We start from the raw sequence: 26,266 nt of genomic DNA, 5'->3' as shown, positions 1-26,266 counted from the left end.
ATTTCATATTCTGGGATCGCATCTTTTAAGAACATGGACACCCTAAAAAAGACTGTTGGAGTTTTATTGCCGGCAATGCGCATCAGCCTGGCTTTGGTGTTGCTTAGTATCTGCTTACTATTTACGGCAGAAATGTTGGGATTCATGCCGGATAAGTCCAAGTTTATGCTGGAGTCGCGCAAACAAGTCAGCGAAGCGCTAGCCATTCAATTTTCTACCATCGCCCCCGATCAAGACCCTCGCCGGATTGAGCGAATGCTCAACGCCCTGATCAAGCGAAGTCCGGACATTCTTTCAGCAGGAATCCGCTTGCAGAGCGGTCAGTTAGTTTTTCAAGTAAACGACCACCTACAGGAATGGGCCGATTACGATAGCAAAAAATCCACGTCTACACACTTGGTGGTGCCTATTTTTCGAGATTCGGAAAAATGGGGGGATATTGAATTTAAATTCGCCCCTATCGCCGGGGAGTCCGCTGCGGATTTTTTTGAGCACCCCAGCTTTAAAATGGCGATATTCTTTTTGGTTGTCGGCTTTTTTATTTACCTGGCGTTCATGCTCAGAACCTTGAAAATGCTCGACCCCAGCGCTGTGATACCCGGCCGGGTAAATGCGGCTTTCGATACGTTGGCGGAAGGTGTGATTATTATTGATGAGCAGGAACAGATCGTGTTGGCCAATAATGCATTTTTGCAAAAAATCGCCAGCCCCATGGCCGCTTTGATGGGGAAAAAAGCCTCGAAATTAAAATGGAAAAGTGCCGACGATGCGACAAGCGACACCTACCTACCCTGGCAAACCGTGTTAAAAACCGGCAAACGTTCGATTGGCAACCATTTAAAATTAGTCGGTCCTAACGATGTGAACTTTAAATTTGTCATCAATGCCTCGCCGATTCTTGGCGGCAACGAGGCTACACAAGGCGTGCTGATTACCCTGGACGACATTACCGAAATAGAGGAACGCAATACCAAATTGCAAACCATGGTCAGCAAGTTGGAGGAAAGTCAGGCTCAGGTTAAAGAACAAAACAAGGAATTGCACTTTCTAGCAACCAGAGATTCCCTGACCGGCTGTTTAAATCGGCGGGCATTTAACGAACTGTTTGAAAAAGCATTTGCCGATGCCCTGCAAAACAATTTGGAGCTATCCTGCATTATGGTCGACATCGACCATTTCAAACTGGTTAACGATAATTACGGCCATGCAACCGGTGATGTCATCATCAAATTACTGGCCGAAATCTTAACCACCAACACCCGCAAAATTGATTTGGTTGGCCGTTACGGCGGTGAAGAGTTTTGCGTGGTGTTACCCGGTTTAAGCGTTGACGAAGCCATTACGGTGGCCGAGCGTATCCGCTTGCGCATCAAATCCGAATCGGTCGCCCGTTACGAAACCGGGCCATGGGTCACCGCCAGTTTGGGTGTCGCCAGTATCTTCGATAAACCTGAAGACCCGAGCGAACTCAATAAATTTGCCGATGAAGCGTTATATGTTGCTAAGGAATCAGGCCGGAACCGGGTCGTCCGCTGGCAACTGCAAAACGAATTTGCAGAAAAAGTTAAATCCGATGCGCAGCCCGCCGAAAATAACCAAACTGCAACTCATACAGAGATGGCTGAGGACGACAGCAAAGTCTCCAAATTGCAACTAAGGGTTGATGAACTTGAACAAATAGCCTCGCAAATCTCGACAGAACTTGATTATTCCAAGCACTACGACCAACTTACCGGCTTGCCCAACCAGGTTTTATTTTACGACAGGGTTAATCAGGTCATTGAAAGAGGTCATCGATATAGCCATTTGGCAGCCATATTTGTGATCGATATCGGTATGTTCGGCATGATTAACGCAACCCTAGGCCGTGAGGTCGGCGACAAGGTTTTGAAAGAAATCGCCGACCGCTTGAATGTCACCTTCAGAAAAAGTGACGACATCTCGCGCTTGACGCTTTCCCGAATCGGCGGCGATGTATTTGCCGTGTTAATTCCGGAACTACCGAATAAGGAAGGAGTAACCTGGATGGTCGAGCGACTGATAGGTGCTTTAGGCGTGCCAGTCGAGATTGATGGCAACAGTATTTATATTACTGGTCACATCGGCATCAGCTTGTATCCGGCCGATGCAAATTCGGTTGATGTCCTAATCAACAATGCCATCACGGCCAAAACATTCTGTAAAAAGACATCATCTGAAACTAGCTTTCAGTTTTTTGACAACCAGATGCAGGAATTGTCGATCAAGCATCTGCACTTAGATAAAGAACTGCGTAGGGCTATTCAGACCCAAGAGTGGGAATTGTTTTACCAACCTAAAATGGATGTCGCCACCAAGGCCGTCGTTGGAGTAGAAGCCTTGATTCGGTGGAGACACCCCAGCAAGGGACTACTTGCACCTTTTGAGTTTATCGACTTTGCCGAACAACGAGGCTTAATTGTTACAATCGGCGAATGGGTAATCCGAACGGCCTGCCATCAACTCAAACAGTGGGAGGAGATGGGCTTTATGAATCGCAAAATTGCCGTGAATTTATCCGCTGTGCAATTGAAACAGGATGATTTTGTTGAAAAAGTCCTCGCGATCATCGCGGAATACCAGATCGCACCAAGACAACTGGAATTGGAAGTGACGGAAACTACGTTGATGAATAATTTCCAATCGGCATTGACAGCCTTAAAGCGACTTAGCAGTCGGGGTATTGCAATATCCATCGATGATTTCGGTACCGGCTATTCTTCTTTGAGTTATCTGAAAAACCTACCGGTAGACAACTTAAAGATCGATAGATCGTTTATCATCGATATATGCGACGACGAGAACGACCAAAAAATTGTCAAGATGTTAATCAACATTGCCCATTCCATGAGCATGATGGTGATTGCCGAAGGCGTAGAGACCCAAAACCAATTTGATATTTTGGCTGAATACGGCTGCGACGAAATTCAAGGTTATTTGCTCAGCAAACCCATTCCTGCTGAAGAGATCGAAAAAATGTTTAGCAAAGCTGGTGTGAGAAGTAGCCCAACACGTCTAAAAGGGTAATTCGTAAGCGCTCTTTTAACCCCCACTATCCCTCTGTTGGCGCCAGGAGAAAATTGACCACCCGTCCCGATTGAAATTTGACTAGGGCTTGGAGCCGGTTTTTTGAGTGGCCGGCTGTGGATAAGTGTGTAGTGGTCTAATATAAATGGGCACCCGGATAGGGGGATAAACTATCAATCTACAAGGTGCTTGATGAAACAAGAAAGGCGAAGTTTTGATGCGGCGTTTAAGCTGCAAGTGGTGAAGATGGTCCAGCAGCAAGGACTGACGGTGGCTCAGGTTTGCCTGGAGCCCAAGTTAGGCGAGACGCCGGTACGTCAGGTGGCTGAAGCAGGTGGAGGCTAAACAAAACGGCCAGTCGGGCATTGGCAATGCCGTTAACTCCTGATCAACAGCGGATTCGGCTGCTGGAATTAGAAAATTGGTAATTGCGTGCGGATAACGAATTGCTAAAAAAGGCTTCGGCCTGTTATGCCCTGAGGGTATCTTTGCTCGGGAACTGCGATGAAACACCAAATGATTCAACAGTTAACGTCAGAGAAGGCCATGACGATACAACAGGGTTGCCAGTTGCTGGGCGTCAGCCGTTCGGGATGATATGCCCGACGACGAGTTCGTCAGCCTCAAACGCATTGCGGCACGCGGGTTCGACTGCGCAGTGTGTTCGAAGCGACTGGTCAATGCTATGGCCGCCGCCGTCTGCGCAAGGCATTGGCAGAACAAGGAATTGAGATAGGGCGTCATCGCGTGCGTAGCCTGATGAAGGAACTCCGGCGTAAGCCGACCTGGAAACCCAAGTTCGTGCACACCACCGACACCAACCAAAATTTGCCGGTGTACGAAAACGTGCTGGATCGCCAGTTTGAGCAGGTTGAGGCCAACCGAGCCTGGGTTTCGGACATCACCTACATTCGGACCCTGAGCGGTTGGCTGCTTGTGCCCTTGGGTATATCTGGCGGTGGTGCTGGACTTGTATTCGCGCAAAATCGTCGGTTGGGCCATGGCGCCCAACATACCGGCGGAGCTGGTCTGTTGACATTTCCTCATTCGATGGATTTTTACTATCGGCATTAAACCCGGCGCAGTACTGATGAGCGACGGCTATGAAGTGTATAACGCCATTGCGGCGGTGCGTGGTGCGACTCACTTCGGCTGCCGGGCGCATGCGCGCCGTTATTTTGTTGAAGCAGAAACGGCCATCCCCACAGCCGCGTGTGAGCCGGAATCACTGGCGACTCAGTTTATTGTGGTGATCGGCGAACCGTATGCCATTGAGGTCAAAGCGAAAGACCTCCGCGCGGAACAGCGTGGGCACCAGGAACAGAGTCGACCCGTTTTGGCGAACATTGAAGCCCAAGACCATTCCAGTCGGTTCTGGGCACATGCCTTATTGGATAATTCCAGTGTCTTGTATCGGTAGTGGCTTAAACAATAAAAGCAGGCAACCTCAAAGGCGTGACTGTTTTTAAATGCGCGGTGTGTTTGGTCACGCGGGTCGGTCTAGTCGGTGAGTTTGACACCAAGGACTCACATTCCACACATATGAAATTCCCCGTTGGTCCCCCATACGCGTATTCCTCAATCAATGCCGGATGAATGCAGTGTTTTGGTTCGATAATTGACGCTATCGATTTCGATTGTTTATTGATCATGGTTTTTCCTTGTTAAGCTTGAGACAAATAGCAAGATCCTATTGCGCGTAACTAGCTTATCCGAGCTTTCTTAAGTAAGCGCTCATTTAACTACGTCTGTCATCGATAACTGAAAGAGTCGAAGATGGTGTCCACCTTCGACTAAGTGGACACCTACATGCTAGAGACAAAGAGTGCGTTATCCAGGCGGTTAGTCATCGGTCACCGCTGTGATGGCCGATGCCGCTATGATCCGATCGCTAAACAAGAGCTGGTTCAGAGTTGCTTGCAGCCGGGTGTGTCGATTGCACGCAAAGCGCTGGAGCATGGCATCAATGCTAACCTACTACGAAAGTGGATCAATCACTATCAGGCCGCTGCGCGTGACACCCAAGCCGATGAGTTAGTGCCGCCACTACCGGCTTTTGTGCCGGTGCTGACACCGGTTATTAAGTCTCAGACGTGCGAAGCGATGCTGTCCATTACCCTAGTGAACGGTGTGCAGATGACGCTCCAGGCCATTGACCTGGCTGAGCTATCACCGCTATTAAACACCTTGGCCCACTTGCCATGTTCCGCTTCGACCCGGGGTTAAAGGTTTATCTGTACCGTGAGCCGGTGGACGGCCGTAAAGCAATCAATGGTCTGGCGCTGCTGGTCGAACAGGGACTCAGCCTCAACCCGTTTGAGTCGGCGGTGTTTGTGTTTAGCAATCGCCGCCGTGATCGGATCAAGTTACTGGCCTGGGATCGCAACGGCTTCTGGTTAATGATTAAACGCCTGGAGGCTGACCGGTTCCGTTGGCCGAAGCAGGAGGCGCTGATGGTGCTGAGCGTGGAACAACTCCATTGGCTATTAGAGGGCATTGATCTGGCCGCCATGCGCCCACATTCCGCCCGAAGCTACAGCCAAATTAGCTGAGGTTTCGTCGTCAAAAACCTTGTAAAATAGGCACTTATGACGACGACTATCACGCTGACATCTGACGAATATGCGGCCTTATTGGCCGAGCGGCAGTCGTGGTTAGCTGACCAGCAGTTGGTGCATATGCTCACCCAACAACTACGTGTAGTCACCGTCGAGCGTGATCTGCTCAAGCAGCGGGTCGATGCCTTTTTACGGCAGCTGTTTGCTGCCAAATCTGAAGCCCGAGCTAATCCTGCTCAGCGCGACTTGTTCATCAACGAAGCCGAAGCGTTGGCGCCCACCGGACAGCCGGTGGCTGAAGAAAGCATTCCCGATACTGAAGTCCAGATCGCCCCCCATAGCCGCAAGAAACGCGGTCGCAAGCCGCTGGATCCTTATCTGCCTCGCGAGATTGTCCGTCATGAATTGCCAGAGTCGGAACGGGTATGCGCGCATGATGGCAGCCCATTGGTGGAAATCGGTGCCGAAATCAGTGAACAGCTGGACATCATTCCACAACAAGTGCGGGTGATACAGCATCAACGCATCAAATATGCCTGCCCCTGCTGTGATGACAGTATCCGGGTCACCCCGGCACCAGTGCGGATTATTCCGAAAGGCTTGCTCACCGAGGCGGCACTGGCCTGGGTCATTACCGGTAAATATCAGGACGGCCTGCCGTTATACCGGCAAGCCGCGCTGTTGAGCCGTTTTGGCGGTGATTTATCCCGCAGTACGCTGGCTGCGAGTGTGGTGCGCGTAGGACATGCGTTGCAACCTTTGATTAATCTGTTGCGGGATCGACTACTGGAAGCGGATGTCATTCACGGTGATGAGACCGTGGTGCAAGTGCTCAAAGAACCGGGGCGCGCAGCACAGACCAAGAGCTATTTGTGGGTGCAGATGACCGATTCTGGGCCTCCGATCCGCTTGTTCAGCTATACCCCGGGGCGTGGTCGTAGCCAGGCGCAACCCTTATACGAAGGCATCAAACCCGGCAGCGTTCTGATGAGCGATGGTTATGAGGTCTATAACGGTTTGGCTGCCGGTCACGGCCTGATTCACTTAGGGTGTTGGGCGCATGCCCGACGCTATTTCGTCGAAGCCGAAGCCGCGCAGCCCAAACCAGCCCGAGTGTCTGAGCCACTAGCGACACGCTTTATCACCGCGATTGGCCAGTTGTACGCCATTGAATCACGGACCAAAGACGCCAGTCCCGAACAACGTCTGCAATTCAGGCAAACGCACAGTCGCGAGATCCTGGCCAATATCGAAACACTGCTGCTACAACACCTGCATGGCGTGATGCCTAACAGTTTACTGGGCAAAGCACTGCATTACCTGTCAGCCCAATGGCCAAAACTGATCCGTTTTGTCGAGAACGGCCGCTGGCCGATTGATAATAACGCCTGCGAAAATGCGATTCGCCCCTTTGTGATTGGCCGTCGCAACTGGTTGTTCAGCGACACGGTGGGTGGCGCACAAGCCAGCGCCAGTCTTTATTCGCTCATCGAAACCTGCAAAGCCAATAGCATTGAGCCTTATGGTTATTTGATTGCCGTGTTCCGGCAACTGCCTTTGGCAAAAACGGCAGAAGATTTTGAAGCCCTGTTACCTTGGCAACTCACACCCTCTGTCATACGTTAATAAACTCAGTCAAGGGTGGTGTTTAATAAGCGCTTACTTTCTTAAATATTTATTATGCGTATATTAAGATTTGATGATTGCCCGCCAACTGGTTTGGCTGGTCTCTATTTGTCATTTGTTCTCAGTATTTCCGAGAGCTGGCGCCCGCAGTGTGCGCAAACGTAGTTCCCGGTTGGCTCGCCGAGCCTAAATTCTTTTAGAAATGATTGGTGGCGGCAACGGCCGCACGCTCTATTTTTCCCTGTTGAGTCAAAGTTCTTCGTATACATATTAGCCTCTCTGTTTCTAACGCTCCAAGACCCGAATTTGACAGGGTTTATAGAAAATTTCTGTTAAATATCAGTCAGCTTCAGGTTTTTTATGTCGTCATTTTTCAATAGTGCCGGTTGCGCCGCACTTTGATGTAAGCCGCGAGTACTGATTTCGGAAACTGCGAGGTAACATGCAGCGCGGCCAGAGAGCTCGGAATAGTATTCGACCTAGAGCAGATTTAATCCAGAGCAAGAGAGTAGCCCATGTCATACATGTCAATTAATAGCGGCGGATCCCAAATTCATAGAGTTGCCGGAGCGAACACTCCGATAGTAAAAAAGGCCGAACCAAACAACCCCGCCCAGCAGTTCCAGAATACCCAGCAGATTGCTAAAGAAGCAGATCGAAATAACGAGGGTGGCAAAGGCAGATTTATTGACGTTCGAGCCTGATGGCCGGAACATCAGTCGTCACCATCTTGCTCTGGAATTGGATGGGCCACAGGCAACGGCCGCTGCTGGCTAGTGTTGACATACCATCAGACTGATCAAAAGTAGCCTGTTAAAAAATCTCAGGGTACATATATTCCTACCTCTGGCAGCAATCCCGGAAACGAGCCTTTACGGATGTTGAAGAACAGTAGCTCCGGTAGGCTGACGACAATGCCTTTCAGGCTTTTGTGTAGATTATCCCCGCTATCCCAAGGCCAGCTGAAGAGACCATAAAGCCCCTGGCCGCCAGCTACTGCGAGATTGAAGCCACCCAGCAATGGTCTGGGCCAGATCTGATCTTGAGTGAAGAATAAAAATGCTGCGTCTTCCCTATTTCGGTCGTAGATCGTCGAGCTGAGGACGTTGGATTCCTGCAAATCCACCTGCCATTGCGGCATCTGCCGGTAACGCAGTTGACGCCGTCTCTCTCTGTAGGGCTCGCGTTGGAAGCTGGCGCTTAGTCGATACGTATCAGCGATATGCGCGTAGGCGACAAACGGAATCATGTTCAAGCCCTGTTCATTCATGTAACCGCCCAGCAGCTGTTGTGATGCCTGCCTTGTACTTTCCTGGTTTGCCACTGCCATGCTGGCCACAGTCTGATTGACGACTCGGAAAATCTCAGTGACACAATTGCGGTTAAGCAGGTTGTAGCCATACAGGGACTGCAGTTGATTTTGGTATATTTCGATTTGCTCGGTTACAGTGTTTTGGAAATCTGCCAATTTCTTTGCTGGTATCGGCAAACCGATCAGTTCGGCCGCCGCCGGCCGCGACGGGGTAGTTGTCAATGGCAGCAATTTCAAAGGCTGCTGGTCCTCGCGCGGCTTATGCAATTGCATAAGCGCTGTCGCGCTCAGCTCAAGCTCCGAGTAAGCTAGTTCATCAAGTGCTGCGGGGCTATCGAGATGTCCCGACGCCGCCATAAACACCTGCTGACTGTACTGCAGCGCTGCCGGCACGTTGGCATCCTCGATAATGGTGGCTTGCGGATCGTCATTTTCCGAGCGACTGCGATTCAACACGATCAGATAACCCGAGGCGATGGAATAGTCCAACGCATGCAAGCGGGCCATGCCCACCAGTAGTGGATAACCCCAGTCGTTGCGTTGGCTGCGCATCAGGGAAATTAAATCAGCCAATAAGCGTTGTCTAAAATCTTGTAGCTTGGCAAGCTGCGCGGCGCTGAGTTTGAATGTGGCCTCCGGCAGAGCTAATAAACTCTCGGTGCGCGGCGACAAGCCTGTTTGTAGCACATCCATTGCCGCCATATTCAATAACTGATTGCGGTAACGCTCGGCAAATGCGCTGCTGGTAGCGGTAGAGCGCATATCTGTCAGCTCGCCACTTGCCGTCTTAAACGCTAATTCCGGTTTGAGGGATTGCAAGTTTTGCCACGTTTGCTGGCGCTTATCCACCAAGAAGTTTTGTCCGTATTCTTTGACGATTGCGTCGCGGAGTTGTTGTAGCGCTTGGCTAGAGGGCGCAATATTGGCACTAGCGACAGGTAGGGTTGCAGTCGGCCGATACTGCGTCAAAAAATAGCCCAGGCCTTTTACCGAGATATGCGGTGCCATACCAGGATTTTGCAAGTCTGACGCCAGAGCTTGATCGTCGTGCAGTGCTTGCAGCAGAGATAATTGCTGGTTTTGAATTAGCAGGCGGCGATTAAAGGCATCCCGTAGCACTTGGAAAAAATCCGCATTTACGTCGATGCGGTGGCCGTATATGCTGCGATTTTCCTGAAAGCCGTAGGCAAATTCAAAAGCCGCAGCATCGTTGCGGTATAGACGCAGCAGGCCGGGTTCGATGTGCTGAAAATGAAAGACCTGCTGGTCGAATTTAAGCGCGGCATGACCGCCGCTGGCGCTGCCTTCGTTGGCATCTATGTACAGGAATTCTAAGTGATGACCGAGGTCGGCTTCGGCAACGGTAATCCACAATAAAAGGCCCAGCGGCAGCGCCCACTTTGCGCTTTTCAAGCCAGCAATCGGCATAGCTAAGTGGGCGATTGGTGGACGAATTATTTTTTCAAACCTTCTTCGATGGCTTGCTTCTTCCAAGGCTCGTTATTGCTCAAACTTTCGGTAAATGCCGAAATTTGCGGCTTGCCGAGCCCGGCTTTAGCAAGTCCACGGCCTATGCCCACGTAAGTATCGCGGTCGCTTTCCCAATTGGTAATTTCGTGGCTTTCGGCCAGTTCGCTGATGCGCCCGCGAAAACTATCCAGCGAACCGCTGCTGGATACCACGAAGGTAGCGGTATAGTCGGCCACGTCGGTTTCGTATTTATCGTGCTTGTTACGCGACGAGTCGGAGCTGGAGGTAAATGGACTGGAGGCGCTTTTGAAGATTCCAGTGCTACTGTCGGACGAGCTTTCGGAACTGGTGGAAAACGAACAGCCGCTGATTAATGCTATTCCGAGAATAACAGTAGTTGCCAAAATAAAGGGTCTGTATGAGTTCATATGCTTGAGAGCCGGGCTTCAAAAAGGACTTAGTTTTACCGGTAATGTGCAAAGACGCAAGGTTTTGCGTCTTTGCACTGAGCTTCTGTATTGAGTGAAGTGAGCATGGCGCCCTAAAACTACCGTAAGTTCATCTGAACCGTCGCCTATCAAAAAGCAGATGGTAAGGCGATGCTCGAGTCAACGTTAGAACGCGACGTTAAATTTGATCGGGTAATCAACACATCACCGTCGGTTAAGCGCTCTCGTTTGCTTAGTTCGCATACAGCGTTTCTTTTTGTTTGCGATTGTTTAAATAGCGGTAAGCCAAGCGTATGCCCAGTAACAAACCCAGTAATACGAGGAAAATAACGGGCCTGGTTAGATCCTTCTTCACCAGCCACCAAAAATGGCCCACACCGGCAACGGCGCAAGGATAGATCAAGCGGTGCAATGCCCGCCAGCGTTTGCCGCCCAGGCGCCGGATCGCGGCGTCGCTGGAGCTGATGGCCAGTGGAATCAGCATGATGAACGCGCTAAAACCGATGCTGATATAAGGCCGCTTGACGATGTCCTTCCCCATTGCGTCCCAATCGAAAAACTGGTCCAAAACCAAATAGGTTGATAAGTGCAGTGTGGCATAAAAAAACGCAAACAAGCCCAGCATGCGCCGTAAACGTATCAACCATAGCCAGCCCGACATCCGCCGTAGCGGGGTGACTGCCAAGGTAATCAGCAAAAAGGTCAAAGCCCAGTATCCGGTGTTATGGGTGATTTTTTCAATGGGATTGGCGCCCAAATTGTCCCAATAAGCGGCTACGGCCAATTTGGTTAGCGGTAGCAAGGCCAGTAAAAACACGAGGGTTTTAACGCAGCTCAGGGCGCGGTTATCGAGATTTTTAATAGTCATGGCTTTAAAATACTGGTGTCAAACTCATAAAAGTTGTTGTAACGGCTATCATCCTTCAGTGGTGTTTGCTGTTCCCTCACGCTGCAAGCGGATTTTTTAGCGTCGAACAAGGATTGCGGCGTGATTTCCGAAGAGGGGGATGGCTAGTGGTTTGTAGGGCTTCATTTTGGCGATTCTCCACGGTGAAAGTTATTTGAATTCGTCGCGTGATTTGACCTATACAAGCGCGGCCAAGCCGACAGCGGTTGTTGCGATATCCTGCTGTTCGCGCGAAATAAGCGCTGTCGAGCCTGATGCTATTGCCGGCGTTTGGTAGCTATACGCATATTCAGCAACGCAGGGAGTAATTGCTGAAGCGAGAGCAATGTCGATATTTTCTTGATTCAACTCTGAAGCAAAAGCGTTGAACAAACTACTCATCTCCGCCTTGCAGACGGCGTACCTGACTTGCCCGGGCGGACTTGAAACATTTTGTAAAGAGGATACACAGAGGATGTTGGCGGCTGAACTTGGCGATTCAGGCCGGGAGCCTTGTCTGGAAAATTCTCGCATGGCCTGCCGAACGCACAGAAATTGCCCGCTCAGATTCTGAATAAGGATTCCCCGCCATTGCTCCGGATTGATATTCCCCGTCCAGCCATCAATGTCCAACTCGGTATTAGTGACCAATATATTCAGGCCACCCCAATAAGCGACAAGGACATCAAACATGCTTTTAACTTGATTTTCCTGGCTAACATCGGCTTGAAATATCATGGCGTGTCCTTGTTTGATGCGAATACGTTGCGCAACCTGGTTGGCTCCCGCGTTTTCATGTAGATAATTAATCATCACCTTGGCACCGGCCGCGGCGAACGCTTCCGCTACCGCGGCACCAATACCCGTATGGGCTTGAACGACTAATGCCGTTTGGCCTTGTAGTGGCGGCGCAGTATTTGACGCATTCATGTTTTCTCCTGATTTTTTGCCGTCGCTACGCTGTATTCGACCAGTGGAAAAAGGCATCGTTTTATCCCTGCATCGAGCGATAACTTGCCCGATCCCTGTAACCAACAGACGAGCAGCATGATGCCCCATTCTTTATGCTGCTCAATGCCGGCTGCTCCCAAATCGGGGTAGGACATTACCGCGACGAGATTGAACAGAAACAGCAGCGCAGCCGCACCCCGCCCAAACAGACCGCTTGCCAATAACAGCGGACCGGCCAGTTCAACCACCGTGCCCAACATGGCGGCAAATTCTGCCGGCAATAGCGGCACGGCGTATTCGTTTTCGAACAGGTACAAGGTGCTGTCCCAGCTTTGTAATTTGAGTAAACCCGACACCCAGAACGCATAGGCTACCCAGCAACGCAGGATTAAATTGCCCAAGGGCACGAGCTTATCCAATAGGCTTACGAATCTAAAAAACCGGCCGTTCGCTTGATAAAAGGGTGCTATCAGTTTGCATATGTTTTGTGTGTTCATATCAGTAACATCAAACCAGATAAAAATCGGTCAATAAGCCTTTGCGCAACCACTGTTGCAAAAGGAGCGGAATATTTATATCGGGGTGATCGCGCATCACGGTTTCGACCGCTTGATTGAGGGCCTGCCCGGATCCCAGTAGCGTTAAAAATTGATATTCGTCCGCTGCCAAATAATGGATTTCCACCTGCCATTGTGGTCGGTAAAGCAGTAAACGACAGCCACCTGCAACTAAATCGATGTATTCACGACCTTGATATTCAGGCTGGTTGCTTGCCCAGATCCGTTCTATCGGATAATCCGAAGCGATGACGCGTGCGCTGGGATGCAGCCTGAATGCCAATTGCGCGTATTGAGCCGGATCGATACGGGCAAGTGCGGACAGCGGCAAAGGCTGTGCATCGCCTGCGTGATAGGCTTCATGCCATAGCCATTCCAGCCTGGCGATATCGGCTAAATACGGTAAATCTTGCGCCGCCTCAAACCGGGCTATCAGTTCGGCGAAATGCCCGCCGTATGTCAGTAAGCTGGCCGCTTGCAACGGATAGCATTTGACATAGTCGGCCGCCAGCCGATTAAAAAACGCGTCGCCGACCAAGCAGTTCACCACCGGATAGGTGTCGCGCAATGCTTCGGTTAAACCCAGCCGGGTATTGTTCCGATAAATGCTTAAACGTTGCGCGGCACTCAAGCCATTAGCCATTATGTCCGGGGGCAATCGTTGGGTTTCTTGGCAAACGAAGCGGGAAAAATCCCGTTGCAGATCATGCAGCCTGTACATAAGCCTGCTCCAAATACCTATCGGCTGTGGCGGCTTCCGCCACTAACACTTGCCATGCGGGTAAATCGGCATCCCATTCGATCAAGGTCGGGCGGTTGCCCAAGTGTTGAATTGCAGTTTGGTACAGTTGCCAGACCGCGTCGCTGACCGGTGCGTTATGGGTATCGATCAGAATGCTCTGCTCGCCTACTGTTTTGACGGCATGCCCCGCCAGATGAATTTCGCCGACTTTGTCAGCGGCTATATCCGATAAATAATCCAGCGCATTCCAGCCGTGATTGACACAGGACACATAGACATTATTCACGTCCAGCAAAATGCCGCAGCCGGAACGTTGCGCGAGTTCATTGATAAATGAGCTTTCCGAATAACTGGAAAAGCCGTATTCGAGATAGCTGGACGGGTTTTCGATCAATAGCTGTCTGCCCAAGTAATCCTGTACCTGAGAGATGCGTGCGGTTAAATGAGTCAGCGTTTCATCGGTATAAGGCATCGGCAGCAGATCGTTCAGATACCTGCCGCCAAAGGAACTCCAGCTTAAATGCTCGGACACTAATCCCGGTTCGATGCGTTGAATTAGATTTTGCAATTGGCGTAAGTGTTGTCGGTCCAGCTCGTCGACGGAACCCAGGGACATGCCGACGCCATGCAGGCTGATTGGATAATCGGCCCTGATAGCTTCCAGGTCGCGTAACGGAATACCGCCCTGGCCGAAATAATTTTCGCTATGCACTTCCAACCATCCAGTCCGGACGGGGCTGAGTAAAGCATCCTGATGATGCGGCGAGCGGAGTCCGATTCCGGCACGGGCCGGAATCGTCGAGCTCACTGATGCATGTCTAGCTTGTTGCTGAGTGAGGGCCATGTCGTACTCTATCTGTTTGCGAATAGCGGTTTAACGAACGACCAGTCCGGTCACGCCCGCCGGTAAGGTATCCAGGCTTTCCAACTTTTTCAGGGCGCCAGTCTTGTTGATGCTATATACGCCGATGCTGTGGTCACCCCCGCTCAAGGTGTACAGAACCGAACCATCGGTGGCCATGGCCAAATCGGTCGGCCGAATTTCTTCGGCCGCTTTCGAATTCAGCAAGTCGAGGTGTCCGGTTCGATCGATAGCGAACGAGGAGATGGCACTGGCCGGGGTATCGGCGGTAAATGCGATGCGGCCGTTCGGTGTGGTTACCAGCCAGCAGGCTGCCGTTTGCCCGACCGCAATCGCGCCATCGATCAGATGAGCAGAACCGTCTTCCTCCAATTGGTAAGATGAAACCGTAGCGCCATTCACCGCGCCGCCTTGGGCCTCGGCCACAAAGAACTGGCCGTGCCGGCCGAAAGAGAAACCGAAAGGCGTGGTTCCCGAAGAATCGACAATATGGCGGCTGTGCGGCAAACCCTGTTCGGTCAAAGAAAAGCTGGTGATTTTATTGGTGGCTTTTTCGGTCACCACCAAGGCGTCCGCATCCCTATCAAAGCTGATTTGCGCCGGACCGGAACCTTGCGCGCTGAGTTTACGGTAGGATTTTGCCAGCGGTTTCAGTTTGCCGGTGGCCGGATTGAACTCGAAACCGAAAATCGAATCGTCGCCCGAGTTAACCACGTAAGCCCGGTTATGGCTGACGGTCACGCTAACCGGCGTCAAGCCCTGTTCAGCGGCGCGATCGACGAGTTTGAGCCCGTCCCGCTCAATTCGAAATACCGAAACATCGTTGCTGCCGGCATTGACCGCCAACAGAAAGCGTTTGTTCTCGCTCAGCGCCAGAGCACCTTGATTACCAAGGCCGCTGCCCGTTCCCACGCCGCCAGTGGCATAACTGCCGACGGCTTCCATATGACCGTCGTCAGCGCGCTGAAATGCCAGCACTTCATTCTGAACGGCAGCGTTGGACAGCGTGTACAGCGTTTCTTCGGATTCGTGGCGATAATCGGCAAAAGCCAGCGTAGGCAAGCATGAAGCCAGGCAAAGCGAAATTGCCGTACGTTTGAATGTGTTTTTCATAAGAAGCTACTAAAAGTGAGTTAAGGGAACGGGGGCCATGGTGTTATTTCATATCCGCGGGCGCTTCCAGGCTGCCGCCGACAATCCGTTCGCAACTACCGGCAGGCAAGGCGATAAACGCATCTTTTTGATTGTCGGCAGTGGAGTGCCCGGCACAGGCATTGGAGAGTGTTTTGCAGTCGTTCTTACCGGCTTTGGCGACGCCGTAACATTTCTCTACGTCTTTTTTGTCGGCGGCAAACGCTTCGGATTGCAAGCCCAAAGCACCCAAGGCAATCAGTGAAGCCATGGCGGTCGATACAACAGTGTTTACGTTTTTCATAGGTCTTTTCCAAAAAATTATGTGGTTTAGTTATGTCCACCAAGCTTGCAGCGGACACTTAACTAATGGCAATCGGCATGCCAACATTAAATAAAAATATATTTTTCTATTAAAACAATTGCTTATAGAAGGTATGGCGAATTTTAACCAAGGTCATACGTTTCTTGTGGCCACCAATAATTGCGGCTGCCGCGAATAGTTGTGGCTTGGTATTGTGGAATCCACTGGTTAGAATGGCCGGTAGCGTTAGCAACCGGATTACAAAACTCATGCAAACAGTCAATTCGTCGGAACTCGCCATACTGCGAGCATTGGTGGAAGGCACAGTACAAACCACCGGCGAGGACTTTTTACGGTCTCTGGTGCGGAATCTGTGTCTTGCCACCAACGTTGCGAACGGCTTCATTGCCGAATTCACCGTTGATAAAACCCGGATAAGGTCCCTGGCTTATTGGACGCAAGGCGAATTTATCGACAACCAAGAGTGGGAACTGGCGGGGACGCCCTGTGTGGACGTGTTGGCCGGCAAGCTGTGTCATTACCCGTCTGACCTTTCAAAGATATTTCCCAAGGAAGAAGGCGTAGAGAGTTATCTTGGCGTACCGCTACAAGATGCCGACGGTCATATCCTCGGACATTTGGCGATATACGATGAGCGGGCGATGCCCGAAGAACCGAGATTGCTCTATACGTTCAAGATTTTCGCGGCCAGGGCGGCGGCGGAGCTTAATCGGATTCGCATCGAAGAACTGCGAAAGCAAAGCGAACAGCGCTATAAGGACTTATTCGATGAAGCGCCGATTGCTTATGTGCACGAGGATACCGATACCCGTTTCCTGGCCGCTAACCAGGCCGCCATGCGCATCCTGGGCATCACCCCGGAACAGGTGCCGGGTCTGATTGGCAGCTCGTTCATACCCGATACTTTGCAAGCCCAACAGCGATTACAGCTAGCGCTCAAGTCCATCGAAGACGGTACGAATAGCGATGGCGTTGTCCTGGAATTGCGTCGCAAGGATAACGACCAGCCGATCTGGATACAGTGGTGGTCCAAACTCGACCCCAGCCGCCAGTACATGCGCACCATGTTTATCGACATTACCGAACGGGTGTTGATGGAACGGGAACAAGCCAGACTGCAAGCGCAAAACCTGTATTTACAGGAAGAAATTAAATCGACGCATAATTTTGACGACATCATAGGCCGCAGTCCGGCGCTGCAATCTTTGTTAAACCAAGTGCAACGGGTCGCGCAGACTGATGCGTCGGTATTGATCCAAGGCGAATCGGGGACCGGTAAGGAACTGATCGCCCGCGCTATTCACGCCGCCAGTCCCCGGAAAAACCGGCCGTTGATTAAAGTCAATTGCGCGGCGCTACCGGCCAGCCTGATCGAAAGCGAATTGTTCGGCCACGAAAAAGGCGCATTTACCGGCGCTATCAACAAACGTATTGGCCGCTTCGAATTGGCTGAAGGCGGCACGCTGTTCCTGGATGAAGTCGGCGAAATTCCGCTGGATGTGCAGGTCAAATTGTTACGGGTGATTCAAGAACGCGAATTCGAGCGGGTGGGCGGGCAAATACCCATCAAAATGGATGTGCGAGTGATTACCGCGACGAATCGGAACCTGCTGGCCGAAGTGGCGGAAAAGAATTTCCGCGAAGACCTGTTTTACCGTCTGAATGTGTTTCCGCTGACCACGCCGCCGCTACGGGAACGGCTGGAAGATATTCCGCTGCTGGTGAATTTTTTGATCGCTAAATTCGCGCTGAAAATCGGTAAAAAAATAACCGGCGTCAGCGCCAAATCGATGCAACGCTTGCAGAGCTATCGCTGGCCCGGCAATATCCGTGAGCTGGAAAATGTCATCGAACGCGCCGTGATACTCGCTGATGCGCCGATGTTGGAAGTCGAGCCGGAGCTATTGCCCGCAATTGCCGATAACGGTGTCAAACTCGCTCAAACCAGCGATACCAGTCTGGATACTGTCGCCAAAGAACATATCCTTAGCGTTCTAGAACAAACGCGCTGGGTCATAGAAGGCCCCAACGGTGCCGCACAACTGCTCAACCTTAAACCCAGTACCTTGCGCTATCGTATGCAGAAATTGGGCATCGATAAAACGAATCGGTAGAACTGGTTTTGTCTACACCGCCAAATTAGCGATGTTCAGTACAATTTAGCATTGGAATTGCCACTATTTACCGACACCCGCTGCCTGCAAATCAGCATGATAAGAAGACCTCACCAATGGCGCGCTGGCAACCTGTTGAAAACCCAGTTCGCGGGCGATTTCCGCATAGCGCCGGAATTGGTCGGGATGAACGTATTCCTGTACCGCCAAATGGTCCTTGCTGGGCTGTAAATATTGGCCCAAAGTCAGCATGCTGACGCCGTGGGCCAGCAAGTCCTTCATCACGTCTATCACTTCCGCTTCGGTCTCGCCTATACCCAGCATCAAGCCGGACTTGGTCGGCACATTCGGTAAGCGCTGGCCGTGTTGTTGCAGGAGTGTCAGCGAGACATGGTAATCGGCGCCGGGGCGGGCTTGCAGATACAGGCGCGGCACGGTTTCCAGATTGTGATTGAACACATCGCAGGGCTGTTGTTGCAGAATGTCCAGCGCAGTGTCCATCCGGCCACGAAAATCAGGTACTAATACCTCAATGGTGGTGCTGGGGGACTCGCTACGAACTGCCGTAATGCAAGCGGCAAAATGGCTGGCGCCGCCGTCGCGCAAATCATCGCGGTTTACAGAAGTGATCACCACGTATTTCAAAGCCATCGCGGCGATGGTCGCGGCCAGATTGGCCGGTTCTTCCGCGTCCAAAGCTTGCGGCTTGCCGTGGGCGACATCGCAGAACGGACAGCGGCGGGTGCACAAATCGCCCATGATCATAAAAGTGGCGGTGCCGTGGTTAAAGCATTCGCTCAAGTTGGGGCAGGCGGCTTCTTCGCAGACCGTGTGTAGGCGGTTTTCGCGCAGAGATTGTTTGATGCGGTTGACCTGGTCGCCAGTCGGCAGTTTGATTCTGATCCAATCCGGCTTGCGTAAGATTTGCTCGGGCTTTTCCACTTTTACCGGAATCCGCGACAGCTTGTCGGCATTACGTTGATGAGTTTCTGGCGTGGAGCGGGAAGGGGCGTTGAGTGTCATATTGCCACCGGGCACTTGGGTTGGTTTTTTAATCTCCGCAAGCCTGGCGTTTTTAGCGACGCTTGTCGAGTTTGCTTGTTTCAGATTTCTATTGCTTGCAGTAACTGATGCACAACCGGCACCGCTAGTTCCTGAGTACTTATCTTAACCCCCAAATCGGCCAATTGTGTTACTTGTAAACCGGCATAGCCGCAGGGATTGATGTCTGCAAACGGCGCTAAATCCATATCGTTATTGATGCTCAGGCCATGGTAACAGCATCCGTGCTTGATCCGCAGTCCCAGCGAGGCAATTTTTTGCTGATTGACATAGACGCCTGGTGCCTTGGGTTCTGCCTGGGCGGCGATGCCGTATTGCCGCAGGGTATTGATCACCGCGTTTTCCAGGATAGTCACCATTTGCCTGGGGCCTTTGTTTAGGCGGCGCAAATCAACCAGCAAGTAAACCACTAATTGGCCGGGGCCGTGATAGGTTACCTGACCGCCGCGGTCGCTTTCGACAATGTCGATACCGTTAGCTTTGAGTAGATGTTCGCGCTTGCCGTTTAAACCCAGGGTGTAAACTGGCGGATGCTCGACGATCCAGATTTCATCGGCGGTGTTGCCATTGCGTTCACCGGTGAAGTGCTGCATGGCCTGCCAAACGCCGAGATAGTCTTGTTGCCCGAGATTGCGCAGTGCGGTGGTCGCTTGGGATGGAATAAACTCAGCTAACGACACTGCGTTTTTACAAAGCCATCAGCACATCGGGGCAGGCGGTCAAGCCCATGTAGATCGCGTCCAACTGTTCGCGGCTATGGGCTTCGATCATCACGGTTACCGACAGGTAATTGCCGGCTTTGCTCGGTCGGGTGGTGACCGCGCCCTCCAGGATGTCCGGGACATGGCGGCGGACGATTTCCACGACGATAGCGTCGAAGTCGTCACGATGCTTGCCCATCGCCTTGATAGGGAACTGGCAGGGAAATTCCAGTAAGCTTTCAGTTTCGCTCATGACAGTGATTTTTTGTAAGCTTGTAGTAAGTCGTCCATCTGTTTCCAAATGGGGCCGGGTTTGCCGTTGCCAACTTGCTCGCCGTCCAGTTCGACTACCGGCACAATCTCGCGGGTGGAACTGGCGACCCAGATTTCGCTGGCGTTGTGCAGTGCTTCTAAGGCAATGACATCTTCCTGATACGGGATGTTGTGCGCCGCTGCCAGTTCCAGAATCACGTCGCGGGTAATGCCGGGCAGGATTTCATGGCTTTTCGGCGGCGTGATCAATTCACCGTCCAGCACCGCAAACAGATTACTGGCCGCGCCTTCGACGACGTAACCGTTGCGCACCAGTATCGCTTCCGCGCTACCTTGATCCAGCGCTTCCTGTCTGAGCAGAATATTGCCCAGCAAGGTAATGGCTTTGATGTTGCAGAGCTGCCAACGGGTGTCGTCCAGTGTAATCGCCTTGATGCCGTCGACCCGGCCGGCGAACGGCTTGATGTCCGCACACATCGCAAATATGGTCGGTACGACGTGCTCTGGAAAGCCGTGATCGCGTTTCGGCGCATAGCCGCGGGTGATTTGCAAGTAAATGCATTGATCCCGGTCATCCGCCAGCAGTGGCCGGAAAATCGCTTCCCAGTCCGCGACGCTATGCGGCAACGGCAAACGGATGCCGTTCAGGCTGTTGTTGAGCCGGGCAATATGATCTTCCAGTCTGAACAGCCGGCCGTTATAAGCCGGAATTACTTCATAAACACCGTCGCCGAACAAAAAGCCGCGATCCAGCACCGACACCTTCGCGTCGGCTAATGGCAGATAAACGCCGTTCAGATAGACTTGCTCGGTCATTCTTTTTCCAGTAAACCAATGGCTGCGTCGTACAGACGGCGGAAAATGCCGCCCTCGGCGACAGCATCCAAAGCCACCAGCGGTTTGCTGAGGATAGCTTCGCCCGCCAGTGAAATGTTCAGGTTGCCGACGGTATCGCCCTTGTTCAACGGCGCGAATACGCCCTTGTCGATCTGGGTTTCGGCTTTTAATTCGTTGAAGTGTTTGCGCGGGGCGGTGACATACAGATCTTCCGGCAAGCCAACCGCAACTTTGGAGGTCACGCCTTTTCTGACCCGTGCTTCGCCCAGCGGTTTATTGCCCTCGTACAGACGATGGGTTTCGAAGAAGCGGAAACCGTAATTCAGCAGCGATTGACTCTCGTTGGAACGCGCGCCGGCACTGGCTGTGCCCATCACTACCGAAATCAAACGCATGTCTTCGCGCTTGGCTGAAGCCACCATGCAATAGCCGGCATCGTCGGTAAAGCCGGTTTTCAAGCCGTCAACGGAAGGATCGCGCCACAGCAGCAGGTTGCGGTTTTGCTGGGTGATACCGTTATAGGTAAATTCCTTTTGCTTGTCCCAGCGATAATATTCCGGGAACTCTTTGATCACCGCGCGGGCTAAGGTCGCCAGGTCATGCGCCGAGCTGTAATGGTTGGGGCTGGGCAGGCCGGTGGCGTTTTCGAAGTTGCTGTTGGCCATGCCCAGACGGCTGGCTTGTTCGTTCATCATGGTGGCGAAGGTTTGTTCGCTACCTGCGACGTGTTCGGCCAAGGCTACGCTGGCATCGTTGCCGGATTGAATGATCATGCCTTGCAGCAAGTCTTCCACCACGACTTGTTTGTTCACTTCCACGAACATCTTCGAACCGCCGGTTTCCCAAGCGTTTTGGCTGATCGTGACCTTCTCATCCAGTGTCAAATGACCGGCTTTTAGCTCGCGGAACACCACGTAGGCGGTCATGATTTTGGTCAAACTGGCAGGGGATACGCGCTTGTCAGCGTCTTTTTCAGCTAATACCCGGCCACTGTCAAAATCCAATAAAAAATAACTGGAGGCTGCGACGCTAGGGGCGGCGGGAGTGAAAATCGGGCTGGCGGCTTGCAGCGAGAAGGCGGTTAACAATAACAGCAGCCCGCTAAACAGGCTGGTTGTTGTGCGGTAAGGTTGGCTCATGGTCGCAATTCAAAATAGTCATTCTGGAAAGGAACATTGTAACACCGAGAGCCGTTGCGTAGAAAAACCCGCGTATTGTGCTAAGGCGCTCAAGTCCAACCGGAGCGTTTGGCAAGTGTTTGGAATAGTTGGAAAGCCGGCTTAGGTGCCTGTATTACCGATTTTGAATTTGCAGGCGCAATCCTGCAAGGCCATGCAAGCGGTTTGCTCGACGGGCCTATCCAACAAAGTGGTAATCAGCGCGCGATCAAATTCGCACAGTTCCGGGTGCTGCTGCGCCAAATCGTGATAAACGCAGTTAACGGCTTTAATGGTCGGCTGCGCTTGTTCGGCATCCATTTCGGCGTGATAACCCAGCGATTGCATCAATTCCAGCAGCGCGCTTTGCTTTTGTGCCGGGTCCTTGCCGCTGAATTGCGGGGCCAGCGACTGCGCCAGATTGACGCCCATACGCCAGAGCATTTGCCTTAAAGCCGCTTCGCCCAGTTCAGTTTTCAGCTCGCCTAGCAACAAGTTGCAAAACCAGGGGTATTGCTTGGGCAGACGGTTGCGGCCTTGTTCGGTCAGTATGTAATTGCGCGAAGGCCGGCCGCCGGTGCTGTTCAGCGTGGCTTCCTGAACCAACTGATCTTTTTCCAGGCCGGTGAGATGTTGCTTGACGGCGTTTCTGGAAATCTCCAATTGCGCGGCCAGCTCGTCGATACTCATGCCGGCCGTGGTGGACAGCAGTAATTTTAAGATTTGCTCTTGGCGCGAGCCGGTAAGTTTGACCATATGTGTGTCGGGTGGTCGGAAATAAGTGATGCCGCATTCTACGCCGGATCAGCTATCACGCAAAGCGCTATAAGTCTATTTTTGACATATAAATAACTTTTATAATAAAAATATTGCAAAAGTAGTTTTTTTCGCTTACTCTGCGCTCGGCTTTAAACAGCCGCATTTTTTTAATTGGCAACGAAAGGCAGACCATCATGAGCGAAACCACCGCAACTCTTTACGAACAATTGGGCGGCGAAGCGGCCGTTAACGCGGCTGTCGATATTTTTTATCGCAAAGTCTTGAGCGATCACCGCATCAACCGCTTTTTCGATAACACCGATATGGACAAACAGGCCGCCAAACAAAAATCCTTTTTGACCATGGCCTTCGGCGGTCCGAATAACTATTCCGGCGCCGATATGCGCCAAGCCCATGCACATCTGGTTAAAAAACTGGGGTTGGACGACTCGCATTTTGACGCGGTGGTCGAAAATCTGGCGGCTACCTTACAAGAATTGAACGTGCCGCAAGAGTTGATCAATCAAGTCGCGGCTATTGCCGAAAGCACGCGTAACGACGTGTTGGACCGCTAGGTGCCGGAGTAGGGGATGAGCTTGCATAAACTTAGCGTGAATGACCGTGAAATTGTTTGCGAGTCTGGCGAAACCGTGCTGGACGCGTGTCTGCGCGAAAACATCGACATCCCCTATGGTTGTCGGCAGGGTGCCTGTCAAAGCTGCATGGTGCGCAGCTTGCAGGGCCCGCCGCCACTGGCGGCGCAAGACGGTTTAAAAGAGGTTTTGCGCCATCAACACCATTTCCTGGCCTGCCTGTGTTATCCGCAGCAGGATATGTCTATCAGCATTAGTCCGCCCGCCGATTTTTTTACTGAAGCGACGGTGATCGAAAAAAGTTTGTTGAATGCGGAAACGCTGCAACTGACCTTGCAGTGCCGGGAAACCATGGATTATTACGCCGGCCAGTTCGTAAACCTGAAACGCGCCGACGGTTTGACCCGTAGTTATTCGATTGCTAACAACCGTGTGCACGCCAATAAACTCAGCTTTCATATTCGCCGTTTGGCTGGTGGACGCTTCAGTGAATGGGCACACCGGGAACTTCAGGTCGGCGACAAGCTAGAGGTGTCCGACCCGCAAGGGCTGTGTTACTACCTGCCGACTACCCCGGAGAAAAATCTATTGCTGATTGGCACCGGCAGTGGTCTGGCGCCATTGGCGGGCATCGTCAGCGAGGCTTTGCACCACGGCCACAGCGGCGATATTCATCTATTCCATGGCAGCCGCGAGATGGATGGATTGTATTGGATCGAAGAAATGCAGGCGCTTGCCGGCCAGTACTCAAATTTTCATTACACACCGTGTATTTCACGTGGCGATGCACCTGAAGGTGTGGCCAAGGGTCGGGCCAATGATGTGGCGATGGCGAGTTTGCCCAGTCTGAAAGGTTGGCGGCTGTATTTATGCGGCCATCCAGATATGGTGCATCAAACCAAGCGCCAGGCTTTTTTGCATGGCGCGGCTTTGCAGGACATTCATGCCGACGCGTTTCATGTCGCGTCGGCAACCTTGGATTGATCGGGCAGCACATAAACCTTCTGCCGCTCCAGCGCCGCCAAGGCGCGGATCTGTTCCAGCACCTGTTGCAAAACCGCCGAATCGTTATCGCGCTGCGACACCATATAAGCCGGCAATTTGAATTGCGGGCTGTCGGCGACCGGAAACAGTTTGCCGGCTTGTAGTAGCGGTTCGGCCAGGCGTACCGGCAGGAAGCTGGAGCCGCGGCCTTGCGCCAGAATCAGTTGTACCGCCATCCAGCCGATATTGACCACCTGCGCCGGCCGTTCCAGGTTGGGGTAGCTATTACTGTGCTGAGCATAAAATCCGGGCGCCCAATCGACATATATGTAATCGTCGTTCGGCCAGGGCTGGCTGGGGTCGGCGGTCAGCAGCACCAGGGTTTCGTCGAACAAAGGTTCTATTTGCAGGCCGGGGCTGTGTTGGGGGGTGTACATCAAGCCGATGTCCAATGCGCCTGCCACCAAGCTGCGCATTAAGTCTTCCTCAAAACCTATGTCGCTGCGGATGGAAATATCGGGCATAACTAGCCTTATCTCGCTTATCCATTCCGGCAACAAGGTTTTGCACAAGGCAATCCGCGCGCCGATGCTGATGCTGCCGCGAAATCGGCTGGGCAAACCAATATCGTGCCGGGCTTGCTCCAGGGTTAATAGCAAGGATTTGGCGTGCGGTAAAAAACGCCTGCCGGGCAGGGTCAAGGTGGCGCCGGAACGATTGCGGACAAACAGCGTTACGCCCAAATAGGTCTCTAGACGCTGGATGCGGGTGCTAACCGTGGATTGCGTCACGTACAAACGGTTGGCGGCTTCCAGAAAACTGCCGTTAGCCGCAACGCTTAAAAAGGTTCTGATTTGGTCGATGTCCATGGTTTTAATATTGCATTTATCGATATTAAAGTCCAATAAATATCGCTTGTCTTATATCAATGCGGTTTTTATAGTGCCTAGCCTGTAATGTATCGATTCGATGGCATTGTTGGGTGCGGAGGAAAGCATGAAAACTTCAACACGTTGGTTTGCCCAGTTATTTGAAGATCACAAAAAAATTCTGCTTGGCTTGGTGTTGCCAATCTTGCTCGTTGGGTGCGCGGCGCCCAGCATCAGGCCGGCCGCGTCACAAGTCGAGCAATTGCACAGGATTTTGATTGTGCCGGTAGAAGCGCCGCCCTTGGAAGTGATACCGGATTTGATCGAACGACGCGACCCGGCTTACCGGCATGCTCAAAACATGGTCTTGGGTTTAGCTCTGCCGACCAAGCTGTATCAAACCGCAGGCGGTATTCTCGTTGCGGGTATGGTTTACGGTGATCAAACGCAGAATGCGGACGCAATCACCAAAGCCGCGCCAACGGCTGCAGGTGGCTCCGCGAAAACCGATTTGCTTTGGACGCCAGCCCTTGTCTCCGCCCAAAAGCTGCGCAATCTGCTGGCCGTGGAAAATCGGAAAAGTGAATTGAGCCGAGACTACTACCATTTGCCATGGGCGGAGGGTTCCGCCAGTTTACCGCGTTGGCACGAGGCGATTCAGGCTTGGTATGGACTGGATTGGACGCCGGTCAATTATGTTGAGAGAGGCGATTACGATGCCATTTTGGAAGTAGGGATAGGCGCTTATCGGATCTTCGAAGGGCAAACGTCTTTGCAGCTAATGGTCAAGCTGATCGATCCCGTCTCGCGCCGGGTTATCGCCCGCACCTTGGCGCAGAGCTTTAAGGTCGATGATGAAGCGTTTGCCTCTCTGGATGACGGTGGAGCAGCATTTAAAGAATTGATCGGCAATATGGCGGTGCCGCTGTTGCGGCAAACTTTGGACGATATAGGATTGCGTATGGCATCGCAAGCCGACGAGACTTAGTGCGCGGGCCAGCAA

27 protein-coding genes and 1 pseudogene are annotated in these 26,266 nt (G+C 52.1%); 12 read left to right on the top strand and 16 right to left on the bottom strand.

Annotated features, from left to right (window positions below; translation table 11 throughout):
- The first annotated feature begins 33 nt into the window (after positions 1-33).
- The 8 genes and pseudogenes from EBA_RS18530 (at position 34) to EBA_RS18495 (ending at position 7,933) form a co-directional block, all read left to right on the top strand.
- Entirely contained in the window at positions 34-3,045 is a 3,012-nt protein-coding gene (locus EBA_RS18530; protein WP_192376077.1) for an EAL domain-containing protein, read from the top strand.
- A gap of 192 nt (positions 3,046-3,237) precedes the next feature.
- Positions 3,238-3,390: a transposase gene (locus tag EBA_RS18525; RefSeq protein ID WP_192376076.1), complete on the top strand. Its 153-nt coding sequence runs from the start codon at positions 3,238-3,240 to the stop codon at positions 3,388-3,390.
- A gap of 315 nt (positions 3,391-3,705) precedes the next feature.
- Positions 3,706-4,119, top strand: coding sequence for an IS3 family transposase (locus tag EBA_RS18520; RefSeq protein WP_192376075.1), 414 nt, complete (start codon positions 3,706-3,708; stop codon positions 4,117-4,119).
- Positions 4,112-4,399: pseudogene (locus tag EBA_RS18515) on the top strand (IS66 family transposase); the annotation flags it as partial. The gene EBA_RS18520 and the pseudogene EBA_RS18515, both read left to right, overlap by 8 nt.
- Positions 4,400-4,854: 455 nt before the next feature.
- On the top strand, positions 4,855-5,271 hold the full coding sequence (locus tag EBA_RS18510; protein WP_192373081.1) for a transposase: 417 nt from the start codon (positions 4,855-4,857) through the stop codon (positions 5,269-5,271).
- Positions 5,247-5,597 (top strand): IS66 family insertion sequence element accessory protein TnpB, encoded by a 351-nt coding sequence (gene tnpB / locus EBA_RS18505; protein ID WP_192373083.1) that lies wholly within the window; start codon positions 5,247-5,249, stop codon positions 5,595-5,597. Before EBA_RS18510 ends, tnpB begins: the two co-directional genes overlap by 25 nt.
- Positions 5,598-5,633: 36 nt before the next feature.
- Positions 5,634-7,229: an IS66 family transposase gene (gene tnpC / locus EBA_RS18500; RefSeq protein WP_192373085.1), complete on the top strand. Its 1,596-nt coding sequence runs from the start codon at positions 5,634-5,636 to the stop codon at positions 7,227-7,229.
- 515 nt (positions 7,230-7,744) lie between these two features.
- Positions 7,745-7,933, top strand: coding sequence for a hypothetical protein (locus EBA_RS18495; protein WP_192376074.1), 189 nt, complete (start codon positions 7,745-7,747; stop codon positions 7,931-7,933).
- A 119-nt stretch (positions 7,934-8,052) separates the two neighbouring features.
- Here EBA_RS18495 and EBA_RS18490 read toward each other — a convergent pair whose 3' ends face one another.
- The 9 genes from EBA_RS18490 to EBA_RS18450 all read right to left on the bottom strand — a co-directional run bounded on the left by EBA_RS18490 (position 8,053) and on the right by EBA_RS18450 (position 15,893).
- Entirely contained in the window at positions 8,053-9,969 is a 1,917-nt protein-coding gene (locus tag EBA_RS18490; RefSeq protein ID WP_192376073.1) for a hypothetical protein, read from the bottom strand.
- A gap of 26 nt (positions 9,970-9,995) precedes the next feature.
- Positions 9,996-10,439: a putative lipoprotein gene (locus EBA_RS18485; RefSeq protein WP_192376072.1), complete on the bottom strand. Its 444-nt coding sequence runs from the start codon at positions 10,437-10,439 to the stop codon at positions 9,996-9,998.
- 253 nt (positions 10,440-10,692) lie between these two features.
- The gene (locus EBA_RS18480) at positions 10,693-11,328 is read right to left on the bottom strand and encodes a protein-methionine-sulfoxide reductase heme-binding subunit MsrQ (RefSeq protein ID WP_192376071.1); all 636 of its coding nucleotides are present in this window, start codon (positions 11,326-11,328) and stop codon (positions 10,693-10,695) included.
- A 216-nt stretch (positions 11,329-11,544) separates the two neighbouring features.
- Entirely contained in the window at positions 11,545-12,276 is a 732-nt protein-coding gene (locus EBA_RS18475; RefSeq protein WP_192376070.1) for an SDR family NAD(P)-dependent oxidoreductase, read from the bottom strand.
- Positions 12,273-12,716, bottom strand: coding sequence for a DoxX family protein (locus EBA_RS18470; RefSeq protein WP_225616368.1), 444 nt, complete (start codon positions 12,714-12,716; stop codon positions 12,273-12,275). Before EBA_RS18470 ends, EBA_RS18475 begins: the two co-directional genes overlap by 4 nt.
- An 88-nt stretch (positions 12,717-12,804) precedes the next feature.
- Positions 12,805-13,575, bottom strand: a complete 771-nt coding sequence (locus tag EBA_RS18465) for an HvfC/BufC N-terminal domain-containing protein (protein WP_192376068.1) — start codon at positions 13,573-13,575, stop codon at positions 12,805-12,807.
- On the bottom strand, positions 13,559-14,440 hold the full coding sequence (bufB, locus tag EBA_RS18460) for an MNIO family bufferin maturase (RefSeq protein ID WP_192376067.1): 882 nt from the start codon (positions 14,438-14,440) through the stop codon (positions 13,559-13,561). The genes EBA_RS18465 and bufB overlap by 17 nt, the downstream gene beginning before the upstream one ends.
- 30 nt (positions 14,441-14,470) lie before the next feature.
- A complete protein-coding gene (locus tag EBA_RS18455) occupies positions 14,471-15,571 on the bottom strand; it encodes a lactonase family protein (protein ID WP_192376066.1) in 1,101 nt (366 codons plus the stop codon).
- Positions 15,572-15,614: 43 nt separating this feature from the next.
- Positions 15,615-15,893 carry a BufA1 family periplasmic bufferin-type metallophore gene (locus tag EBA_RS18450; RefSeq protein ID WP_192376065.1) on the bottom strand — a complete coding sequence of 93 codons (279 nt, stop codon included), beginning with the start codon at positions 15,891-15,893 and terminating at the stop codon, positions 15,615-15,617.
- A 269-nt stretch (positions 15,894-16,162) separates the two neighbouring features.
- On the opposite strand from EBA_RS18450, the gene EBA_RS24765 reads away from it, so the two are divergent.
- A complete protein-coding gene (locus EBA_RS24765; protein ID WP_192376064.1) occupies positions 16,163-18,028 on the top strand; it encodes a sigma-54-dependent Fis family transcriptional regulator in 1,866 nt (621 codons plus the stop codon).
- 63 nt (positions 18,029-18,091) lie between these two features.
- Here the strand turns inward: EBA_RS24765 and lipA are convergent, their stop codons facing one another.
- The 6 genes from lipA to EBA_RS18415 all read right to left on the bottom strand — a co-directional run bounded on the left by lipA (position 18,092) and on the right by EBA_RS18415 (position 22,814).
- Positions 18,092-19,051 carry a lipoyl synthase gene (gene lipA, locus EBA_RS18440; protein ID WP_192376063.1) on the bottom strand — a complete coding sequence of 320 codons (960 nt, stop codon included), beginning with the start codon at positions 19,049-19,051 and terminating at the stop codon, positions 18,092-18,094.
- A gap of 80 nt (positions 19,052-19,131) precedes the next feature.
- A complete protein-coding gene (lipB, locus tag EBA_RS18435; protein ID WP_267874699.1) occupies positions 19,132-19,770 on the bottom strand; it encodes a lipoyl(octanoyl) transferase LipB in 639 nt (212 codons plus the stop codon).
- 7 nt (positions 19,771-19,777) lie between these two features.
- The gene (locus EBA_RS18430) at positions 19,778-20,044 is read right to left on the bottom strand and encodes a YbeD family protein (RefSeq protein WP_192376062.1); all 267 of its coding nucleotides are present in this window, start codon (positions 20,042-20,044) and stop codon (positions 19,778-19,780) included.
- Positions 20,041-20,880 carry a D-amino acid aminotransferase gene (locus tag EBA_RS18425; protein WP_192376061.1) on the bottom strand — a complete coding sequence of 280 codons (840 nt, stop codon included), beginning with the start codon at positions 20,878-20,880 and terminating at the stop codon, positions 20,041-20,043. The genes EBA_RS18430 and EBA_RS18425 overlap by 4 nt, the downstream gene beginning before the upstream one ends.
- The gene (locus EBA_RS18420) at positions 20,877-22,040 is read right to left on the bottom strand and encodes a D-alanyl-D-alanine carboxypeptidase family protein (RefSeq protein WP_192376060.1); all 1,164 of its coding nucleotides are present in this window, start codon (positions 22,038-22,040) and stop codon (positions 20,877-20,879) included. The genes EBA_RS18425 and EBA_RS18420 overlap by 4 nt, the downstream gene beginning before the upstream one ends.
- A gap of 141 nt (positions 22,041-22,181) precedes the next feature.
- The gene (locus tag EBA_RS18415; RefSeq protein WP_192376059.1) at positions 22,182-22,814 is read right to left on the bottom strand and encodes a helix-turn-helix transcriptional regulator; all 633 of its coding nucleotides are present in this window, start codon (positions 22,812-22,814) and stop codon (positions 22,182-22,184) included.
- A 197-nt stretch (positions 22,815-23,011) separates the two neighbouring features.
- Between EBA_RS18415 and EBA_RS18410 the strand changes: the two genes are divergently transcribed.
- Together EBA_RS18410 and EBA_RS18405 are read left to right on the top strand one after the other, a co-directional pair.
- Positions 23,012-23,392, top strand: a complete 381-nt coding sequence (locus tag EBA_RS18410) for a group I truncated hemoglobin (RefSeq protein ID WP_192376058.1) — start codon at positions 23,012-23,014, stop codon at positions 23,390-23,392.
- A 15-nt stretch (positions 23,393-23,407) separates the two neighbouring features.
- The gene (locus EBA_RS18405; RefSeq protein WP_192376057.1) at positions 23,408-24,394 is read left to right on the top strand and encodes a 2Fe-2S iron-sulfur cluster-binding protein; all 987 of its coding nucleotides are present in this window, start codon (positions 23,408-23,410) and stop codon (positions 24,392-24,394) included.
- Here EBA_RS18405 and EBA_RS18400 read toward each other — a convergent pair.
- A complete protein-coding gene (locus EBA_RS18400) occupies positions 24,367-25,263 on the bottom strand; it encodes a LysR family transcriptional regulator (RefSeq protein WP_192376056.1) in 897 nt (298 codons plus the stop codon). The two genes, EBA_RS18405 and EBA_RS18400, sit on opposite strands and share 28 nt — an antisense overlap.
- A 127-nt stretch (positions 25,264-25,390) precedes the next feature.
- On the opposite strand from EBA_RS18400, the gene EBA_RS18395 reads away from it, so the two are divergent.
- Positions 25,391-26,251 carry a hypothetical protein gene (locus tag EBA_RS18395; RefSeq protein ID WP_192376055.1) on the top strand — a complete coding sequence of 287 codons (861 nt, stop codon included), beginning with the start codon at positions 25,391-25,393 and terminating at the stop codon, positions 26,249-26,251.
- Positions 26,252-26,266: the final 15 nt, after the last annotated feature.

The sequence above is a fragment of the Methylomonas albis genome (genome assembly GCF_014850955.1).
GTDB classification, from domain to species: domain Bacteria; phylum Pseudomonadota; class Gammaproteobacteria; order Methylococcales; family Methylomonadaceae; genus Methylomonas; species Methylomonas albis.
The sequence above is the reverse complement of the archived record's forward strand: the minus strand, read 5'-3'. Positions and strand labels throughout refer to the sequence as shown.

Excerpts from the sequence above, each read along its gene's own strand:
- EBA_RS18530 (WP_192376077.1), top strand. The coding sequence starts at position 34 with ATGGACACCCTAAAAAAGACTGTTGGAGTTTTATTGCCGGCAATGCGC.
- EBA_RS18525 (WP_192376076.1), top strand. The coding sequence starts at position 3,238 with ATGAAACAAGAAAGGCGAAGTTTTGATGCGGCGTTTAAGCTGCAAGTG.
- EBA_RS18510 (WP_192373081.1), top strand. The coding sequence starts at position 4,855 with ATGCTAGAGACAAAGAGTGCGTTATCCAGGCGGTTAGTCATCGGTCAC.
- tnpB (WP_192373083.1), top strand. The coding sequence starts at position 5,247 with ATGTTCCGCTTCGACCCGGGGTTAAAGGTTTATCTGTACCGTGAGCCG.
- tnpC (WP_192373085.1), top strand. The coding sequence starts at position 5,634 with ATGACGACGACTATCACGCTGACATCTGACGAATATGCGGCCTTATTG.
- EBA_RS18495 (WP_192376074.1), top strand. The coding sequence starts at position 7,745 with ATGTCATACATGTCAATTAATAGCGGCGGATCCCAAATTCATAGAGTT.
- EBA_RS18490 (WP_192376073.1), bottom strand. The coding sequence starts at position 9,969 with ATGCCGATTGCTGGCTTGAAAAGCGCAAAGTGGGCGCTGCCGCTGGGC.
- EBA_RS18485 (WP_192376072.1), bottom strand. The coding sequence starts at position 10,439 with ATGAACTCATACAGACCCTTTATTTTGGCAACTACTGTTATTCTCGGA.
- EBA_RS18480 (WP_192376071.1), bottom strand. The coding sequence starts at position 11,328 with ATGACTATTAAAAATCTCGATAACCGCGCCCTGAGCTGCGTTAAAACC.
- EBA_RS18475 (WP_192376070.1), bottom strand. The coding sequence starts at position 12,276 with ATGAATGCGTCAAATACTGCGCCGCCACTACAAGGCCAAACGGCATTA.
- EBA_RS18465 (WP_192376068.1), bottom strand. The coding sequence starts at position 13,575 with ATGTACAGGCTGCATGATCTGCAACGGGATTTTTCCCGCTTCGTTTGC.
- bufB (WP_192376067.1), bottom strand. The coding sequence starts at position 14,440 with ATGGCCCTCACTCAGCAACAAGCTAGACATGCATCAGTGAGCTCGACG.
- EBA_RS18455 (WP_192376066.1), bottom strand. The coding sequence starts at position 15,571 with ATGAAAAACACATTCAAACGTACGGCAATTTCGCTTTGCCTGGCTTCA.
- EBA_RS18450 (WP_192376065.1), bottom strand. The coding sequence starts at position 15,893 with ATGAAAAACGTAAACACTGTTGTATCGACCGCCATGGCTTCACTGATT.
- EBA_RS24765 (WP_192376064.1), top strand. The coding sequence starts at position 16,163 with ATGCAAACAGTCAATTCGTCGGAACTCGCCATACTGCGAGCATTGGTG.
- lipA (WP_192376063.1), bottom strand. The coding sequence starts at position 19,051 with ATGACACTCAACGCCCCTTCCCGCTCCACGCCAGAAACTCATCAACGT.
- EBA_RS18430 (WP_192376062.1), bottom strand. The coding sequence starts at position 20,044 with ATGAGCGAAACTGAAAGCTTACTGGAATTTCCCTGCCAGTTCCCTATC.
- EBA_RS18425 (WP_192376061.1), bottom strand. The coding sequence starts at position 20,880 with ATGACCGAGCAAGTCTATCTGAACGGCGTTTATCTGCCATTAGCCGAC.
- EBA_RS18420 (WP_192376060.1), bottom strand. The coding sequence starts at position 22,040 with ATGAGCCAACCTTACCGCACAACAACCAGCCTGTTTAGCGGGCTGCTG.
- EBA_RS18415 (WP_192376059.1), bottom strand. The coding sequence starts at position 22,814 with ATGGTCAAACTTACCGGCTCGCGCCAAGAGCAAATCTTAAAATTACTG.
- EBA_RS18410 (WP_192376058.1), top strand. The coding sequence starts at position 23,012 with ATGAGCGAAACCACCGCAACTCTTTACGAACAATTGGGCGGCGAAGCG.
- EBA_RS18405 (WP_192376057.1), top strand. The coding sequence starts at position 23,408 with ATGAGCTTGCATAAACTTAGCGTGAATGACCGTGAAATTGTTTGCGAG.
- EBA_RS18400 (WP_192376056.1), bottom strand. The coding sequence starts at position 25,263 with ATGGACATCGACCAAATCAGAACCTTTTTAAGCGTTGCGGCTAACGGC.
- EBA_RS18395 (WP_192376055.1), top strand. The coding sequence starts at position 25,391 with ATGAAAACTTCAACACGTTGGTTTGCCCAGTTATTTGAAGATCACAAA.